Annotated in this window: 13 protein-coding genes and 1 tRNA gene; 6 read left to right on the top strand and 8 right to left on the bottom strand. The window is 53.2% G+C overall.

All coding sequences use genetic code 11. From position 1 onward, the window contains the following. Positions 1 to 33 precede the first annotated feature (33 nt). The 4 genes from KOR42_RS00220 to KOR42_RS00205 all read left to right on the top strand — a co-directional run bounded on the left by KOR42_RS00220 (position 34) and on the right by KOR42_RS00205 (position 4,868). A complete protein-coding gene (locus KOR42_RS00220; RefSeq protein ID WP_197440720.1) occupies positions 34 to 573 on the top strand; it encodes a hypothetical protein in 540 nt (179 codons plus the stop codon). Between the two features lie 253 nt (positions 574 to 826). After that, a complete protein-coding gene (locus KOR42_RS00215; RefSeq protein ID WP_197440719.1) occupies positions 827 to 2,278 on the top strand; it encodes a type I 3-dehydroquinate dehydratase in 1,452 nt (483 codons plus the stop codon). Between the two features lie 37 nt (positions 2,279 to 2,315). Then, on the top strand, positions 2,316 to 3,713 hold the full coding sequence (locus KOR42_RS00210; protein WP_197440718.1) for a sugar porter family MFS transporter: 1,398 nt from the start codon (positions 2,316 to 2,318) through the stop codon (positions 3,711 to 3,713). Positions 3,714 to 4,001: 288 nt separating this feature from the next. Beyond that, positions 4,002 to 4,868 (top strand): CHAD domain-containing protein, encoded by an 867-nt coding sequence (locus tag KOR42_RS00205; RefSeq protein ID WP_146506623.1) that lies wholly within the window; start codon positions 4,002 to 4,004, stop codon positions 4,866 to 4,868. A gap of 40 nt (positions 4,869 to 4,908) precedes the next feature. Here the strand turns inward: KOR42_RS00205 and KOR42_RS00200 are convergent, their stop codons facing one another. Next, complete coding sequence (locus tag KOR42_RS00200; protein ID WP_146506622.1) at positions 4,909 to 6,348, bottom strand: serine/threonine protein kinase; 1,440 nt, start codon at positions 6,346 to 6,348, stop codon at positions 4,909 to 4,911. Positions 6,349 to 6,403: 55 nt separating this feature from the next. Further along, the gene (locus tag KOR42_RS00195) at positions 6,404 to 6,907 is read right to left on the bottom strand and encodes an OsmC family protein (protein WP_146506621.1); all 504 of its coding nucleotides are present in this window, start codon (positions 6,905 to 6,907) and stop codon (positions 6,404 to 6,406) included. 308 nt (positions 6,908 to 7,215) lie between these two features. On the opposite strand from KOR42_RS00195, the gene serA reads away from it, so the two are divergent. Continuing rightward, positions 7,216 to 8,856: a phosphoglycerate dehydrogenase gene (gene serA / locus KOR42_RS00190; RefSeq protein ID WP_146506620.1), complete on the top strand. Its 1,641-nt coding sequence runs from the start codon at positions 7,216 to 7,218 to the stop codon at positions 8,854 to 8,856. Positions 8,857 to 8,976: 120 nt separating this feature from the next. Continuing rightward, positions 8,977 to 9,843, top strand: coding sequence for a radical SAM protein (locus tag KOR42_RS00185; protein WP_146506619.1), 867 nt, complete (start codon positions 8,977 to 8,979; stop codon positions 9,841 to 9,843). A gap of 131 nt (positions 9,844 to 9,974) precedes the next feature. Here the strand turns inward: KOR42_RS00185 and KOR42_RS00180 are convergent, their stop codons facing one another. From KOR42_RS00180 to KOR42_RS00155, 6 genes are all read right to left on the bottom strand, one after another. After that, a complete protein-coding gene (locus KOR42_RS00180; protein WP_231740532.1) occupies positions 9,975 to 11,033 on the bottom strand; it encodes a beta-ketoacyl-ACP synthase III in 1,059 nt (352 codons plus the stop codon). A 498-nt stretch (positions 11,034 to 11,531) separates the two neighbouring features. Continuing rightward, the gene (locus tag KOR42_RS00175) at positions 11,532 to 12,143 is read right to left on the bottom strand and encodes a type III secretion system chaperone (protein ID WP_146506618.1); all 612 of its coding nucleotides are present in this window, start codon (positions 12,141 to 12,143) and stop codon (positions 11,532 to 11,534) included. Between the two features lie 76 nt (positions 12,144 to 12,219). Continuing rightward, entirely contained in the window at positions 12,220 to 12,834 is a 615-nt protein-coding gene (locus tag KOR42_RS00170) for a phosphoesterase (protein ID WP_146506617.1), read from the bottom strand. A 22-nt stretch (positions 12,835 to 12,856) separates the two neighbouring features. Next, positions 12,857 to 13,645, bottom strand: a complete 789-nt coding sequence (gene trpC / locus KOR42_RS00165) for an indole-3-glycerol phosphate synthase TrpC (protein ID WP_146506616.1) — start codon at positions 13,643 to 13,645, stop codon at positions 12,857 to 12,859. Between the two features lie 240 nt (positions 13,646 to 13,885). Next, positions 13,886 to 15,370, bottom strand: a complete 1,485-nt coding sequence (gene tig / locus KOR42_RS00160) for a trigger factor (protein WP_146509934.1) — start codon at positions 15,368 to 15,370, stop codon at positions 13,886 to 13,888. A 253-nt stretch (positions 15,371 to 15,623) separates the two neighbouring features. After that, positions 15,624 to 15,695 (bottom strand) — tRNA-Gly (locus tag KOR42_RS00155). Positions 15,696 to 15,701: the final 6 nt, after the last annotated feature.

Genomic DNA, 15,701 nt, shown 5'->3' with positions numbered 1-15,701 from the left:
ACTCTCATCACTCATGAATTGAGGTGTGCGGCCATGGAGTCACTCAAGATCATCTTTGTTGCCATTCTCGCCAGCGTGATCTACGGAATCATTCACGATCAAATCACGGCCCGCATCTGTGTCGAGTATTTTACGATTGGCCATCCCGACGTCTTCGGAACAGACGATCCGACACTTCTTGGTTTAGGCTGGGGAGTCATCGCGACATGGTGGGTCGGCGCTGGACTTGGGGTGATTCTTGTCATCGCTTCAAGAGTCGGTCAGCGACCGAAGCGGACAGCCCGCGATCTGATTCGCCCGATTGCAATTCTCATGATTGTGTGTGGTTTGACCGCAGCATGCGCAGGTTTGCTGGGCTATTTCTTTGCACAGGCCGGGTGGGTCAATCTCGTCGGACAGATGGCCAAGAGAGTTCCAGTTGAGAGCCACAACCGGTTCATTGTCGACCTTTGGGCGCATTCGGCGAGTTATCTCTCCGGAACGATTGGCGGACTTCTGCTCGCCTTCAGGATTTGGAAGTCTCGGGGGAGATCGGAACTTCCGACAGCTTCTGAAGAGTTCACTTCCGATTAAAGAAGCTCATCGTTTTTCGCGATCGAGCGATTCCGGAATTGTTCAGATGGGACAACGGTGAATTGTTACGCTAACCTGATGTGAGTCTTCTGACACTCGAGAGCTTCTTCGTTTTGAGTTTGCAGCGATTCGCACAAGCAGCGAGCGTTCATCGGAAGGAACCAGTTCAGAGAGTGCAGAGAAACCATGAAAATGGTCCAGCCTGACCGCATTTCCGCTCGTTCCTGTGCTGCCAGAATATGAGGACAAAGAAGTGATCTGTATCACCGTCACCCCGTCATCACGAACGTTGGCCAAAGCCGATTTACTGAATGCCGCTCGGCACGGTGATATTATCGAGTTGTGCCTGGATCACTTCAGTAAAGATCCGGATATCGATGATCTCATTCGGGCTGTCGACAAACCCATTATCATCTCGTGTCGACGAAAACAGGATGGAGGGCAATGGGAAGGCACCGAAGAAGAACGACTGCTGATGTTGCGTCGTGCGATTGCTGCCGGCCCCGCTTACATTGAGCTGGATCTCGATATCGCGAATGATGTTCCCCGGTTCGGCTCAACCCAACGAGTGATCAGCTTTACCCGACTCGATCGCCCGGAAACCGATATCGACAGGATCTTCGACGACGCAGCCAATGCGCGTGCCGATATCGTCAAGTTCACATGGCCGACACCTACTCTCGGAGCTGCGTGGCCGCTGCTTGTTGCTGTCAGTCAGAAACGAAGACTGCCAGTCGTGGGGATGGGATTGGGGCGACCGGAATTGACCTTCTCCCTCCTCGGTCTTCGCTACGGATCTCCGTGGATTTACGCTGCCCTCGAAAAAGGAATGGAAGCACACGACGGGCAGGCCACCGTTTTTGAATTGAATGACACTTACCATGCTTCCGATATTGATTCGAAAACACGTTTCATTGCTGTCTCAGGTTTCGGAGAATCGCAGACGCTGACCACTCGCATTCTCAATGCGGCTTTCAAAGAACTCGACTTGAATGTGCGGTGTTTGCCGATCGAGCTTGAGGATGTGAGCGATCTGAAACGGATGCTCGACATTCTGAAAATTCGAGCCATCATCGTCGGGAATCAGCATGGTTCCTCCATTCTCGAACTCGCAGACCATGTTGACGCACACGATTCCGAGAGTGGTTATCTCAACCTGCTCCTCAAACGTGATAACGGCTGGCACGGTTACAACACACTTTGGAGAAGCGGACTGAAAGCATTGGAATCCGTGATTTCAGAGTCTGGCAAGTCGCTGTCGAAAATGAATCTGCTGGTCATCGGCAACGGAGGGATTGCTGACTCGATCGTCTACGCGCTCACGCGTCGGGAAGGACTTGTGAGTGTGTGTGGTCCGAAGGACAAACTTGCCCAGCAGACCGCCCAGAAGAATTCCTGTCGCTTCGTCCCTTATCAGAATCTCTACGAGACGCTGGCCGATGTGGTCATTATCGCTGATCCGAACATTTCAATGGGGTCTCAGCACGGGCAGATCAACCCATCCGTGATCAAGGCGGACATGACAATGCTCGATGTCAGTGACCTTCCGTTCGAAACAGAGTTCATGGCCGAAGCCCGAGAGCGCGGCGCGAATACAATCAACACGGCGGGAATTTACACTCAACTTCTCGAAGCTCAGTTCAAAGCGATCTCAGGCAAAGAACTTCCTGAATCCGCTTTTCTCAAAGGTCTCAGCGACGAGTGAGCAGCGCTCGCTTGCTTTGGTCTTTTTGTTCTCCCAAGTGCATCACTCGGCTTTACCCGTACGCCCACACCCGCAGCTGAAACTTTTCTATGAATCACGCATCTTCATCTGGTCACTCACCTCCGCACTCGCAGGGTTTCTGTTCGGGTTTGATACGGTCGTTATCTCGGGGGCCGAGAAAACAATTCAAGAGTTGTGGGGGCTCAGCGACAATAAACACGGGCTGGCGATGAGTATGGCCCTGTGGGGCACGGTCGTCGGTTCTCTTGTGGGGTCGTGGCCGACAGATAGTCTCGGACGTAAGCCGACATTGTTCTGGATTGGCGTTCTCTATTTCGTCTCCGCTGTCTGGTCTGGGCTGGCGGAAAACGTCAATTCCTTCATGATCGCGCGTTTTCTGGGAGGTCTCGGAGTCGGTGTTTCGACTGTTGCTGCTCCCTTGTACATCTCGGAAATCAGTCCTCCAAATCTGCGTGGGAGACTGGCGGGGATGTTTCAGTTCAACATTGTCTTTGGAATTCTGATCGCTTTCCTGTCGAACCATCTTCTGTCTGGAATTGGTGAGAACGCATGGAGGTGGATGCTGGGTGTCGAAGCGATTCCCGCTCTGATTTACACGATGATGTGTCTGACGATTCCGGAAAGTCCCCGTTGGCTCATCGGACACAAAGACGATCTGGAAGCTGGTCGGCGAACGCTTCAACTAATTGAACCCGAGGCGACCGAAGACGAACTTTCCCGGCAGATTCAGATCATTCAAGATGCCTCTCACCGGACATCAGCGAAGGAACCGTTCTGGACGGCACGACTCAAAAGGCCGATCACGCTTGCGATTCTGATCGCTTTCTTCAATCAGCTTTCGGGGATCAATGCCATCCTCTACTTCGCTCCGCGAATTTTCGAACTGACCGGACTTGGAGCACAGGCCGCGCTGCTTCAGTCAATCGGAATCGGGATCACGAATTTGATCTTCACGTTTGTGGGGCTGTGGTTGATTGACCGATTGGGACGCAGGACGTTGCTGCTGATCGGTTCGGTGGGCTACATCCTTTCTCTCGGATTGTGTTCCTGGGCCTTCTACTCCGGAAACGTCTCCATTGTTCCCGCTTGTATTTTCGCCTTCATCGCAGCCCATGCAGTCGGGCAGGGGGCTGTGATCTGGGTCTTCATCTCAGAAATCTTCCCCAATCAATTTCGCGGAACAGGGCAGTCTCTGGGAAGTTTCACGCACTGGATTTGCGCAGCCATGCTGACGATGTTCTTCCCACGGATGGTGACGTACTTCGCACCGGGTTCTGTTTTCCTGTTCTTCATGTGCATGATGGTTCTTCAACTCATCTGGGTACTTACGATGGTTCCAGAAACCAAAGGGGTTCCCCTCGAAGAAATCGAGCGGAAATTGGGGATTCAACCGGCTGAAGAACATGCTTCATAAGAGTTCAAAGCAAAGACATTCTTGAAGAGACCTTCGTGAACTCGCACCGGCGAACAGCTTGTGTTCAATTCCGAAGAGCACAGACCGAGCTGACTGAGGAGCGAATTGCCAGTCGCTTACCGACTCGTCTACAATATCGTTCGGGATTCGTTTTGAGCGACTGAGTCGCACGAGACGCAGCTTGCGCTGTTTCAGTTTCAGTGGCAGCGCGACACATGCACGATTCGTGGGTCCCCGATGTTCTAAGACGAATCGGAACTCGTTGGGCCCTCCTTTTGAGTCTGAAGAATGAACGCGTCATTCAGAATCGAACCCGACCAGCGAGAGTGCGAAGAAATTCGACGAGTTGCCGTCGAGCAACTGACCGAAGCCCGACGTCTGGTGACAAAGCTTGAGAGCGACCGGGCGCGATCGATTCACTTACTGCGACGTTGCTTCAAAAGATTGCGGGCACTCCTCCGTCTTGCTCGCCCGATAATGCCGAACACCTACCGCATCGAAAACAAAATTCTGAGAGATCAAGCCCGCAGAATTTCAGCCATTCGAGATGTTGATTCGCTGGCGGAAACATTCGCGTCGATTGAGAAGAAACTCGCTGTAAAAATTCCTGATAAGCAATTGGACGCGATCCGTTCGATGTTCAGTCGTCCGGATTCCCGAGTCGATACAACAGAACTTCAAGCTTCACTCCTCGATCAAATTCAATCGACAATCGATCGTTCCACAAACTGGAAACCCGAACATGTCGAAAAGAGTGTGATTGACGGGTTTGAGAAGACATACCGTCAAAGCCGAAGGTCGATGCGGAAAGCTGCGAAGTCGCGAGCGACACCCCATTTGCATGAATGGAGAAAACACGTCAAGTATCACTGGCACCAGTGCCAACTTCTGTCGGAATTCAACGAAGATGTCATGGACTCACGGCTTCGCCCAGCGAAGAAGATCGCTTCCAGGCTTGGAGACGACCACGATTTAGCTTTATTCATCGAAGCGATCACGACGCAACCCGGCAAATCGTCGCTTCGCAAAGCGGGAGTCTCCCGCAAAACTCTTCGCAAGACCGTCAAGCTCTGCAGGAAGCGAAGAGACCGGCTCGAAACCGCTGCTCTTCGAAAAGGAAAACGCCTGTTTCGTAAGTCATCAATTCTTCGCTGACAGCCGGTTCATTGCCGTGACGAATCAGTCGATGCCACGATCAGTTGACGTCTTTCCCGGTCAGCAACAGTTCGACAGCGTCAGCATGTGAGGCGATTTCGAGAACGCTCTTCTGAATCTCTTCTCCGTCAACAGTCGATCGGGGATAAGAGCATGTGATGACGAAATACTCCTGGTCCTCCACATCTCTCAGTGCCAACGCCCCGTGTGAGATTCGAGAATTCAATCTCAATGCCGCCGGAAAGTAATGCGGTTCCGCCGGACAGCAGATACTGTAGATCTGCAAAAGTCGCTCGTGATAGCGGTGGTTGCTGTGAGTGACAAAGACGGTTTGTCTTCGCTGATCAGGGAGCGCAACATCAATCTGATATTCTTCGCCTCGACGCACCCAGCTGACATGACGCGTGTGATCGAACGCTTCGTGCATCAACGACTCAAGGTCGCGCGTTTGACCGAGAACCGCCTGAAGAAGCTGTGACGCTTCGATTCCATCTCGTGGACGATTCTGCGGACTCTTCTCCATCATCAGCCCAAGACACTCACACAATTCGAGCGGAAGTTCCGGACGGAGTTCACGAATGTTCGGGGCGGTCTCGGTCGTGGCTGCTGAGACGAGATCCTGCATCTTTCGCCGAGGAAACGGAAGTCTTCCGGTAAGCATGTAATAAAAGCAGACACCCAGCGCGTAGACATCACTCGCAGGGGAAGCTTCGACTCCACTGAAGAGTTCGGGAGCCATGAAGTGAGGCGTTCCCGCCAGAGTCCCCGGCATTTCGAAATAGGAGTTTCCGTGCAGACGCTTCGCGAGTCCGAAGTCGCTGATTTTCGGAACACCGTGATGCGTCAGAAGCACGTTGTCCGGTTTCAAGTCTCGATGAACAATTCCCAGCCGATGAGCGGCTGCCAGTCCGTTCGCAATTCCGAGAGCCAGAAACGTCGCGCGAGGAATGAGAAGAGGACCGTTCCGGATTTCCGTCTGCAATGAACGTCCGGGAACGTATTCCATTTCAAGAAAGTTGAGATCGTCTGTCTGACCAATTGCATGCACGGTCACGACATTGGGATGCACGATTGAGGCGGCCGCCTGACCTTCAGTGCAGAAGCGGTCCAAATAGTCGGGATCTCGGGCCACAAGATCCGGCGACAGAACCTTGACGGCGCACGAACGGTTGAGTTGCAGGTGTCGTCCGAGAAAGACCCATCCCATTCCGCCTCGTCCGAGAAGCGACTGCAGAAAATACTTCTCGAGAGTTTTTCCGATGAGTGCTTCGATCTGCCGATCTTTCGCGGCTTGCAGCGCCTCCGATCGACTGATCCATTCTTCGGCGGACTTCCAGAGCATTGTCTTGAGGTAAGAATTGTCGCCCGCGGAAATCGGCATCCCACATTGCGGGCACAGCGTGTCTGCCTGCACACGAACAAACGACTCGTTGCAGGCCGGACAGTAGATCGACAACGGCTCTTCTTGAGAATCCGACACTCACTCTACTCCCCGCCAAAGCTCTGAATAAAACTTCCCTGCCCGAAACATTCCGTCAGCTTCTCTTCCAGCTCGACTGAACCGATTTCAATGTTTGCGCCACAACACAGTACCGCTCGGCCAGTTCGACCGCTTTCGAGAGTGTTTCATCGGTTGCGTCCGATTTGATTTCGAATTGAACTCGGATCTCAGTGAAACCGACTGGCACCGACCGATCGATTCCCAGAGTACCGCGAAAGTCGAGATCGCCTTCGACCAACATTTGAGCGTCTTCGATTGTCAGCCCCATTGCAGTGCTGACAGCTGCGAAGGTCACACCTGCACAGCCGACAAGGGCTTCAAGCAGCATCTCAGCAGCGCAGGCATCGGTTCCGTCTCCGCCTGCCATCGGATGGAGACCTGCAGTTCGCGCTTGAGGTTCGCTTTCGTGAATTCGGCAAGCGACGCGTTCCACATCGACAACACCCTTTGCTGAGAGTGTCGCTTGCGCTGCGTCGGAACTCAATCGAAATTTCTCTTTCCACGGAGCTTGAAGCTGTCGAAGTTCGTCCGGGGTCAATGTTCACTCCTCTGATTCAGGCGAATAGTTGGGCGAAAACTCATTCGAAAACCGATCAGTCCGGATCGGTTTTCGAATTTCACAGTGTACAGACTCGTGAACACGCAGTTCGCTGGGACCGCAGAATTCTTTGAATGAGTTTCCGAAGGTTTGGAACAAGGGCCATCTGATCGTTGAACCCTTGGCGCGTGTCCCTTGTCCTCTATGCTACACCCTCTGCGCAGTCGTCCCAACTATGACGCCTGAAACAGCAGGTTTCACAGCTCGTTCTTTTCAAACCCGGTCCGGAATGGATTCGAGGAATTCCCATGTATCGCGTCCTTGTCAGCGACAACCTTTCCCCAATTGGTCTGAAACTTCTTGAAGATCATCCGGAGATCGATCTGGTTTATGAGCCAGAGATCCACAAGGACCCCAGCGCACTGAAAGAGGCACTCGCAACGACGGATGGAATTGTCATCCGAAGTGGAACGAAACTGACCGAAGACGTTCTCAGTGGTCAGAAACGGCTGAAAGTCGTTGCCCGTGCAGGAGTTGGAGTCGACAACGTCGATTTGGTGGCTGCCACAAGACAGGGAATTGTCGTTTCAAATACTCCCGATGGAAACACGCTCAGCACAGCAGAGCAAACGATTGCGATGATGATGGGGCTGTGCCGCAATATCGGTCCTGCCTCGCAATCGATGAGAGAAGGCCGCTGGGATCGAAAACTCTTCACCGGAACTCAGCTGGCCGGGAAGACTGTCGGTGTGATCGGACTCGGCCGAATCGGGCTGGCCGTCGCCAGACGTTGTAATGGACTGGAAATGAACGTGCTCGGCTACGATCCGTTCCTGAGTGAGGAACGGGCTGCCGAACAGAATATCGAACTCTACAGAGACATTGACGAATTGCTCGTGAAGTGCGATCTGGTCACAGTTCACACGCCTCTGACTGATGAAACTCGCGGACTGATCAATGCCGAACGCCTGAAGAAGATGAAAGAAGGCGTGCGGCTCGTTAACTGTGCCCGCGGCGGAATCATCGACGAAGAAGCCCTCCTCGAAGGCCTCGAATCCGGTCAGGTGGGCGGGGCGGCTCTCGATGTCTATGTGACGGAGAAGGCTGGCGCCAACGACAAGCTGGCGAGCTATCCGAACGTGCTGTGTACTCCTCACCTCGGAGCTTCGACAGAAGAAGCACAAGAACAGGTGGCAGTCGAAGCGGCCGAAATTGTCTGCAACTTTTTGACGCGAAACGAAATCCGTTCCGCCGTTAACATGGTCCCGATCTCCGGGAAAGAACTCGAAGCTGCCAAAGCTTATCTCGATCTCGCCTATCGATTGGGCTTAATGCTGGCTCAGCTGGCAGGATCGGAAGGAATCAAAGGGGCAGAACTTCAGTATCGCGGTGATGTGACTTCGCAGCCTGTCAAACTGATCACGAGTGCGTTCACATCCGGGCTTCTTTCGGCCGCGCTTGATGATACTGTCAGCATTGTGAATTCCGATGTGACGGCCAAAGATCGCGGAATTGCCATTTCGCAAACGTCGACTTCGGAAACAGGTGCATTTGCCACAATGATCTCCGCGACTGTTCGCACAGACCAGCGAGAAATCACCGCAGGCGGCACAACGTTCGGAAACGATTTCCTACGTCTGGTGAAGCTGAATGACTACCAGCTCGACGCATACCTCGACGGATTGATGCTGATTTATCGCCATAAAGACGTTCCGGGATTGATCGGAGCGATTGGCACAACCTTTGGCAAGCATCAGGTGAATATCTCTCACATGGCACTTGGCCGTGAGAAAAACGAGCCCGGAGGAGAAGCTGTCGCGGTTCTGAATCTCGACAATGCTCCTTCAGAAGAAGCGCTCAAGGAAGTTCAGGGACACCCCGACGTGACCGGAGTTCAACTGGTCAATCTTCCTCCTGCCAAAGCTCCATTGCCTTGGCTGGGCCTGTAGGGAATTTCCTGGCGAGCGAACAATAGATCTCGTCTTGGTGACTGCTGAACCTATAATCGAATGGCCGGATGCTGCGGTGTCCGGCCCATTTTATTCCTTCTGTGAGTCAGCTTGAGCACCATGACGAATTCTCCATCCGTTCGGCAGCACCGATCGCACCCGCGACAATACGAACAGAATCGGTTCGTCTATCCGGTCCTGTCTCGACGTAGCAAGGGAATTTCGATCGGGGTAAATCTCAATCCCGACAAAGTGTGCAACTTCGACTGCATCTACTGTCAGGTCGATCGGCGATCCGAATCGGTCACGCAGTTTGTTGAGTTCGAACAACTCTTCGACGAACTCGCAGGGATGCTGGAATTTGTCTCGTCGGGAGAAATCTTCACCGATCCCCGATTCGCGGACGTTCCATCCGAATTTCAACGTTTGAACGACATCGCGTTCTCAGGAGACGGCGAGCCGACCACGTATCGGAATTTCGACGAAATCATCGAACGAGCCGCTCAGCTGAAAGCCTCTCTCGGGCTTGATGCTGTCAAAATGGTGCTCATTACGAACGCCAGCATGTTTCATCGCCCGGTTGTCCAGCGCGGCCTCAAGCTGCTGGATGAGAATCAGGGTGAAATCTGGGCGAAACTCGACGCCGGAACAAGCGAGTATTTCCAGCTTGTTGATCGAACGAAAATCCGCTTTCAGCAGGTTCTCGACAACATTCTTGACGCTTCTCGCGTTCGTCCGCTTGTCATCCAAAGTCTCTTCATGCGAGTGCATGGCGAGCCACCGACTTCTGAGGAAATTGAAGCCTACATTGATCGCCTCAAGGACGTTCTCGAATCGGGAGGCCAACTCAGTCTCGTTCAGGTTTACACCGTCGCCCGCCAGCCCGCCGAAAGCTTTGTCGCACCGCTGCTCAATGAAGAAGTCGACGCCATCGCTGAGCGTGTTAGAACGCGAACAGGGTTAGCAGTCGAGTCGTACTACAGTTGATGGCGATCGGTCGCAGACGCGGTGATCATTGCGGAGCAGCTGTCGTGATGGCTATCGAGTGCGCAGTTCAGCCTGTTTCGAACTCTTGCAGAGACGCTGCCTGAGTTGATTCGACCGGCTTCAGAAATCTTCTACCAGCGAAAGACTCCGGTTCCCCAAGTCAGCCCACCGCCGAATCCGCACATGAGGACAGCATCGCCCGACTGAATGTGCCCAGAGCGGACAGCTTCGTCGAGGGCAATCGGAATCGATCCGCCGGAGGTGTTGCCGTATCGGTCGAGGTTCACGAACAGCTTCTCTTGCGGAATCCCGAGCTGTTCAGCTGCGGCGTTGATGATTCGGATGTTCGCTTGGTGCAACACGAACTGAGAAATGTCGTGGACTGTCATTCCGCTTTTGCTGAGCACGAGTTCAATCGTGTCAACGAGCATGCGGACCGCCCATTTGAAGACGCTTCGACCGTCCATTCGGAGGAAGTGTTCCCCTGCGACGAGACCTTCTGGAGTCATGGGAGCCTTCGTTCCCCCGGCTGGCCGATCCAACAGCGGACCACCACTTCCATCAGATCCGAGTTGATAGCAAATCAGACCCTGATGAGGAGTCCCTCTTGTAATCAGAACGGCACCGGCTCCATCACCAAAGAGTGGAAACGTCCGCTGATCTTTCGGGTTCACAATTCTGCTGTTCAGGTCACCCCCGACAGCGAGTGCGTATCGAGCATTTCCCGTGGCCACAAATTGGGCTGCGGTGACGAGTGCATACATGAAGCCGGCACATGCCGCTGCGGCGTCGAAAGCAGGGCAGTCGAGACCTAACTGGTCCTGAACCAGACAAGCAGTCGACGGGCAATGATAATCCGGTGTGAATGTTCCACAGACGAGGAGATCAATCTGCTGAGGATCGATTCCAGAAGAGCGAATTGCCTGGCGTGATGCTTCGATGCACATGTCGCTGGTCGCCATCCCATCGGGACAATGGCGACGCTCGCGAATTCCCGTTCGCTGCACAATCCAGTTCGGGTCACACCCATAGCGTTCATCAAGCTGTTCATTTGTCACAACTTGATCAGGCAAATAGGAGCCACAAGCGGCAATTTGAACACCGAGAAGCGAACTCGTACGTCGAGTAAACAATGTTTTGTCATTCCCCGGCGTGGGTTTCGCATAATCCTTTTCTGCTATGGTCGCCACGCAGGTCACCTCAGGATTGAGTTCTCACTCCGAGAACAATTTGCTGGCTCAATCAAACAGTCCACTCCAAGATCCGTACGGTTTTTGACCAGTTATCTGGAGGGAGACATTATCACAGCGAACCACTCTGGATTCCTCGCAGGACAGTGAATCACTGTGTTACGGGAGACACCAACAGCGATCGACGCAGACTGCCTCCCACACATGGGTTGTCAGCATAAACATTTCACCGAACCAGAACCAGTCTGGAATTGATTTCCATGGACGACTCAAGCCGTAATCCCATCGACCCGGAAATCTCGCAGCTCCAGTCCCAAAAACAGTGAATCGGGCGGGGATCAGAATCCCCTGTGAGTCACAGTCCGTCTCAGGACGAGCTTCTGCAAAATTTCGGTCGATGAGGTTACGGCTACAGCCAGGGTATCGCCCCCGGTCATTCAACGTCGAGTTTTCAGCTGAGTCAAAGAGACCCAGCCTGACTCCCCCCGGAATCAAACATCAACGTTGAACTGGCTGTTGAAATTGTTGTCCACCCGATTGTGAGGCCGATTGAGCCGGGGCTCCTGTCGGAGCTGCTGGTGTTCCCGTGGGATTCCAGTTGGCAACCGCCCAGATTGGGTAGTTTTCGACAACGGTTGAGCCGAGATCCTGAAGGATGACGCGAAGTTTCGCGGATGTCAGGTCCTCGTTCGGGACAGTTCGCTGCAAAACGAACCGTCGTGCTGTTGGCACATAGGCGAAGAACTTGCCGTTCCCGAGTTGGTCGTTTTGGGCAAGCAGGCGCAACAGGGCAGTTTTGGGGGCTTCGGCTGAAGTCTTTGGAAGCTTATCCAGCCAGGCCATGACCCACAAGTCTTCACCGTTCTGGCTCAGCACGGCGGACATCGAGAGTTCCCACTCTTCTTCCGCCATGACGGCCCGAAAAGCAAAATCGTACCGTTGTTGTTTCTTCTCTGCCTCAATTCCCATCGCAGCAATTGACTCGCCAAGCTGTTCTTCGCTTAGCTGCATGGGGGCACGGTCTTGTGCGACACAAGACTGTGAGGGCAGGATCGATACTCCGACGCCAGTCAACGCTCCAGCGACGATCAAACTCCGCATAAGTTTCATCGACACACACTCCTTTGTTATGTCTGATGCATCAACAATTGTTTCCTGGAATTCGGTTGGGATGTGAACGAGCTGTTCACGTTTGACCAGTATTCAGGAACTCCAGGCAAATTTGTGACCAAGTCTCAAAATCGTCGCGACTCTCTGCGAGTTGCATCGGATCTTCAAACCCTGCTTCTATGATCGACGTTTCGCGAGGGCGAACTTTGGCCGCTTCCAGATCAAATACGTGAACAATTCCAAGATGCACACGACCGACATCGGTTTGATCATCGTTGATGAGTGCCACACAGGATTCGCTAAACCCTGACTCGAGAAAGACTTCCTCCTCAATTTCCCGCTTCATCGCGACCTGATAGACGTTCGAGCCCGAGGTTGCATCGTCCGAAGAAATATGACCGCCGATCCCGATCGAGCGTTTCGAGTGAAGGCGACCTTCTCCCGATTCCTTTCCACGTCGGTAATAAAAGACCTTTCCTTCGTGGCGAAAGATGCAATAGGGGATGAGCTGTTTGTAGCTTGGGTCTTCTTCAACTTCGTGGCGAGGACGATAGCTCACGTAACTTGGGTCGAGCAGTGTTTCCAGGTAGGGCTCAATGTTCGTCGTGTATCCCTGAAAGTGTCCGATTTCGTGAAACAACAACGTCGGGACGACTAAAACGTGTTCGACGGTCGTCTGGTCCAGTGACATGGAACCCCTCCTGTAAGGTTGGTTAGTTTTCTGTTCCGAGTAGAGTGCGAACTGCCTGTCCGACGTGTTGCTGCCGCATCAACGATTCTCCGACAAGAATCGCATGAACACCGGAGTTCTGAAGCATCAGGACGTCGTCGTGCGAATGAATTCCGCTTTCGCCCACGACCAGAATCTCCTCTGGAATCGATTTTCTGAGATCGGTGCAGTGCTCGAGTCGAGTCTCGAACGTTTGCAGATTCCGGTTGTTCACTCCGATGAGCGGGGGAGAGAGTGCGAGGACCCGCTCGAGGTTGTGCGGCTCATAAATTTCCACCAATGCTTGCATTCCGAGCGAATGGGTGTGCTCGTAAAGGCGACTGAGTGTTTCGTCGTCGAGGCATTCTGCGATCAGCAAAATCGCATCCGCCCCAGCGACTCTCGCTTCATCAATCTGGTAGACATCGAGAATGAAGTCCTTGCGGAGGACCGGAATCTCGACGCTTTTTCGAACCGCAACGAGATATTCGAGCGAACCCTGAAAGAAGTGTTCATCTGTGAGAACACTCAGGCAGGCCGCGCCGTTGGCAGCATATTCAGTTGCGATTTCGACGGGATCGAAATCCTCTCGAATCAGCCCTGCTGAGGGAGAAGCTCGTTTGACTTCGGCAATCAGGCCCATGGGGTGATGGCTGCGAAGCGACTCAACAAACCCGCGAACAGGTGGAGCACTCGGGATCAACGCTTGTAGTTGAGAGTGAGGAACTGCTCGCTTTGCAGCTGCAATGTCCTGAAGTTTCTGTTCAACGATGCGATCGAGGATCTTTGACACAGCGCTGTCACATTAATGAGCAGATTTCGGATGGGTTCTCGTCGACTCACTCGCGAACACGGCAATTCAAGCTGCGACGAATCTGAATGAGCGAGAGCAAGAGTCACAGCGCTTGATTGGCTGAGGACGCAATGCAGTCAGACAATAACGGACTGGTGCCCGGAAATCAAAAAAGGCACGGAAGTTTGTTTCCGTGCCTTTTGTGTCTGATGACATCTGCGACTTCAAATGCCGGAAGACTTATTCGTCTTCTGCGTCGTCGTCGTCCTGGGTTGCGTCCGCCTGACTTGCTGTTCGGCAGATCGAACGATTCAGTGCTTCCACTTCGTTGGTCACGGTCGGTGGCAGCGGAACGTCGTTGAACTCGGCACTATCGAAAACGATATCAACAGCTTTTCGCTCACGAATCTGAGCCTGAAGGTTCTCGATCGAACCGTTCTTGATCATTTTGGCTCGAATTCGGCGAGGGTTTTCACCTCGTTGCATCGCCATTGAAAGAATTTCGACTTCGAGATCTTCTTCCGTCACGTCGATGTTTTCGATCTCGGCAATCCGGTCAAGAACGAAGTGTTCTTTGAGGTTCTGGCGTGTCATGCTCAACGAGCGTTGACGAAGATCGTTCTCGCGAGCCAGGATTTCACGTGAAGTGAATCCTGCTTGCTGCATTTCGAGAATCTCTCGTTTCAGAGCGTTGTCGACCTGTTTGGTCACGAGGTCTTCAGGAAGTTCCCAGTCGGCAGACTCGGTAATCTTCTCGAGAACCTGACGTCGAATCGCCTGGCGTTGTTCGTATTTGACCTGCCGGTCCAGCATTCCGTGAATTTGGCTTCGCAGGTCTTCTTCCGACTCGACGCCGATTCGTTCGAGGAATTCTTCGTCGAGAGTGGGAGTTTCCATTCGTTTGACATCGAGGACGTCAAACTTCGCGTGAACCGTTTCGCCACGCATCCCGATGGAATCAGCTTCCATTGAGACGGTCAAATCGGCTTCGCGGCTCTCTCCGGCGGAAACTCCGGCAATGATTTCGTTGAATCCGTCGAGTTCTGCGTCCTGGAATCGCAGCTTCGGGCGGACTCGAATGGAGATGTCTTCGATGTGTGCGAGTGGTTTTCCGTCATGTTCAACGGTAATGTTGGCGGTGACGAAATCGCCATCTTCGGCAGGGGCGTCGACAGGAACCAGTTTTCCGTACTGATCGAGGAACTGGTCAAGGTACGCGTTGACTTCTTCGTCGGTGGTTTCCCGGGTCGGGCGATCGATCTTCAAACCTTTGTAGGTTGGAAGTTCAAATTCCGGACGGACTTCGACATCGAACTCATACTCGAAGTCGCCCTCTTCAGGGATAACGATGCTTTCGAGATCGAGATTCGGTTCGTTGATCGGGTCGAGGTCAGACTCTTCGCCCAACTGCTCAAGGCTTGCCATCAGCACGCGCTGTTTGACCTGATCGGCGATTTCGGTTTTGAAGCGACGAGCGACGAGGCTTGAGGGGACGTTGCCAACTCGGAAACCGGGAACTTCCGCTTTCTCTGAGTATTCGTCAACAACCTCTGAGAAGGCTTCATCGATGGAGTCTCTGGGGACAGAGACGCGGACGTGCTTTTTACAAGGCCCGACATCATCGATTGAGACCGTCAGGTCCATTTTCGGCGATTCGGCAAGACCCACATCCCCGGCGGTCTCGGTTTCATCCACGTTTTGTTCGACTTCTTCAGACACAACCATTTCCTCTAACGTGTTTTTCGTAAGGCTCTTTCGAAAAGCAACCTGTGCCACTCTCTTGCCTGAAGATCAGCACTCGCGATTCAATTCTGCGAGACTTTTCAGCAAGGGCACGACCGAACCAGGGGAATGATAATTAACTTCTCACCTGTCATGGCCAACGTAATTCCCTGAAAGCCAACTTGGCCGAACGCCCCCCAGGGCGTTTGACGAGACACTTCCCAACAAATGAACAGACAATCTGAGAAGGCAAAAGAGCGGGTGAAGGGATTTGAACCCTCGACAACCACGTTGGCAACGTGGTGCTCTACCACTGAGCTACACCCGCGTTCGA

The sequence above is a fragment of the Thalassoglobus neptunius genome (assembly GCF_007859735.1).
Classification (GTDB): domain Bacteria; phylum Planctomycetota; class Planctomycetia; order Planctomycetales; family Planctomycetaceae; genus Thalassoglobus; species Thalassoglobus neptunius.
The sequence above is the reverse complement of the archived record's forward strand: the minus strand, read 5'-3'. Positions and strand labels throughout refer to the sequence as shown.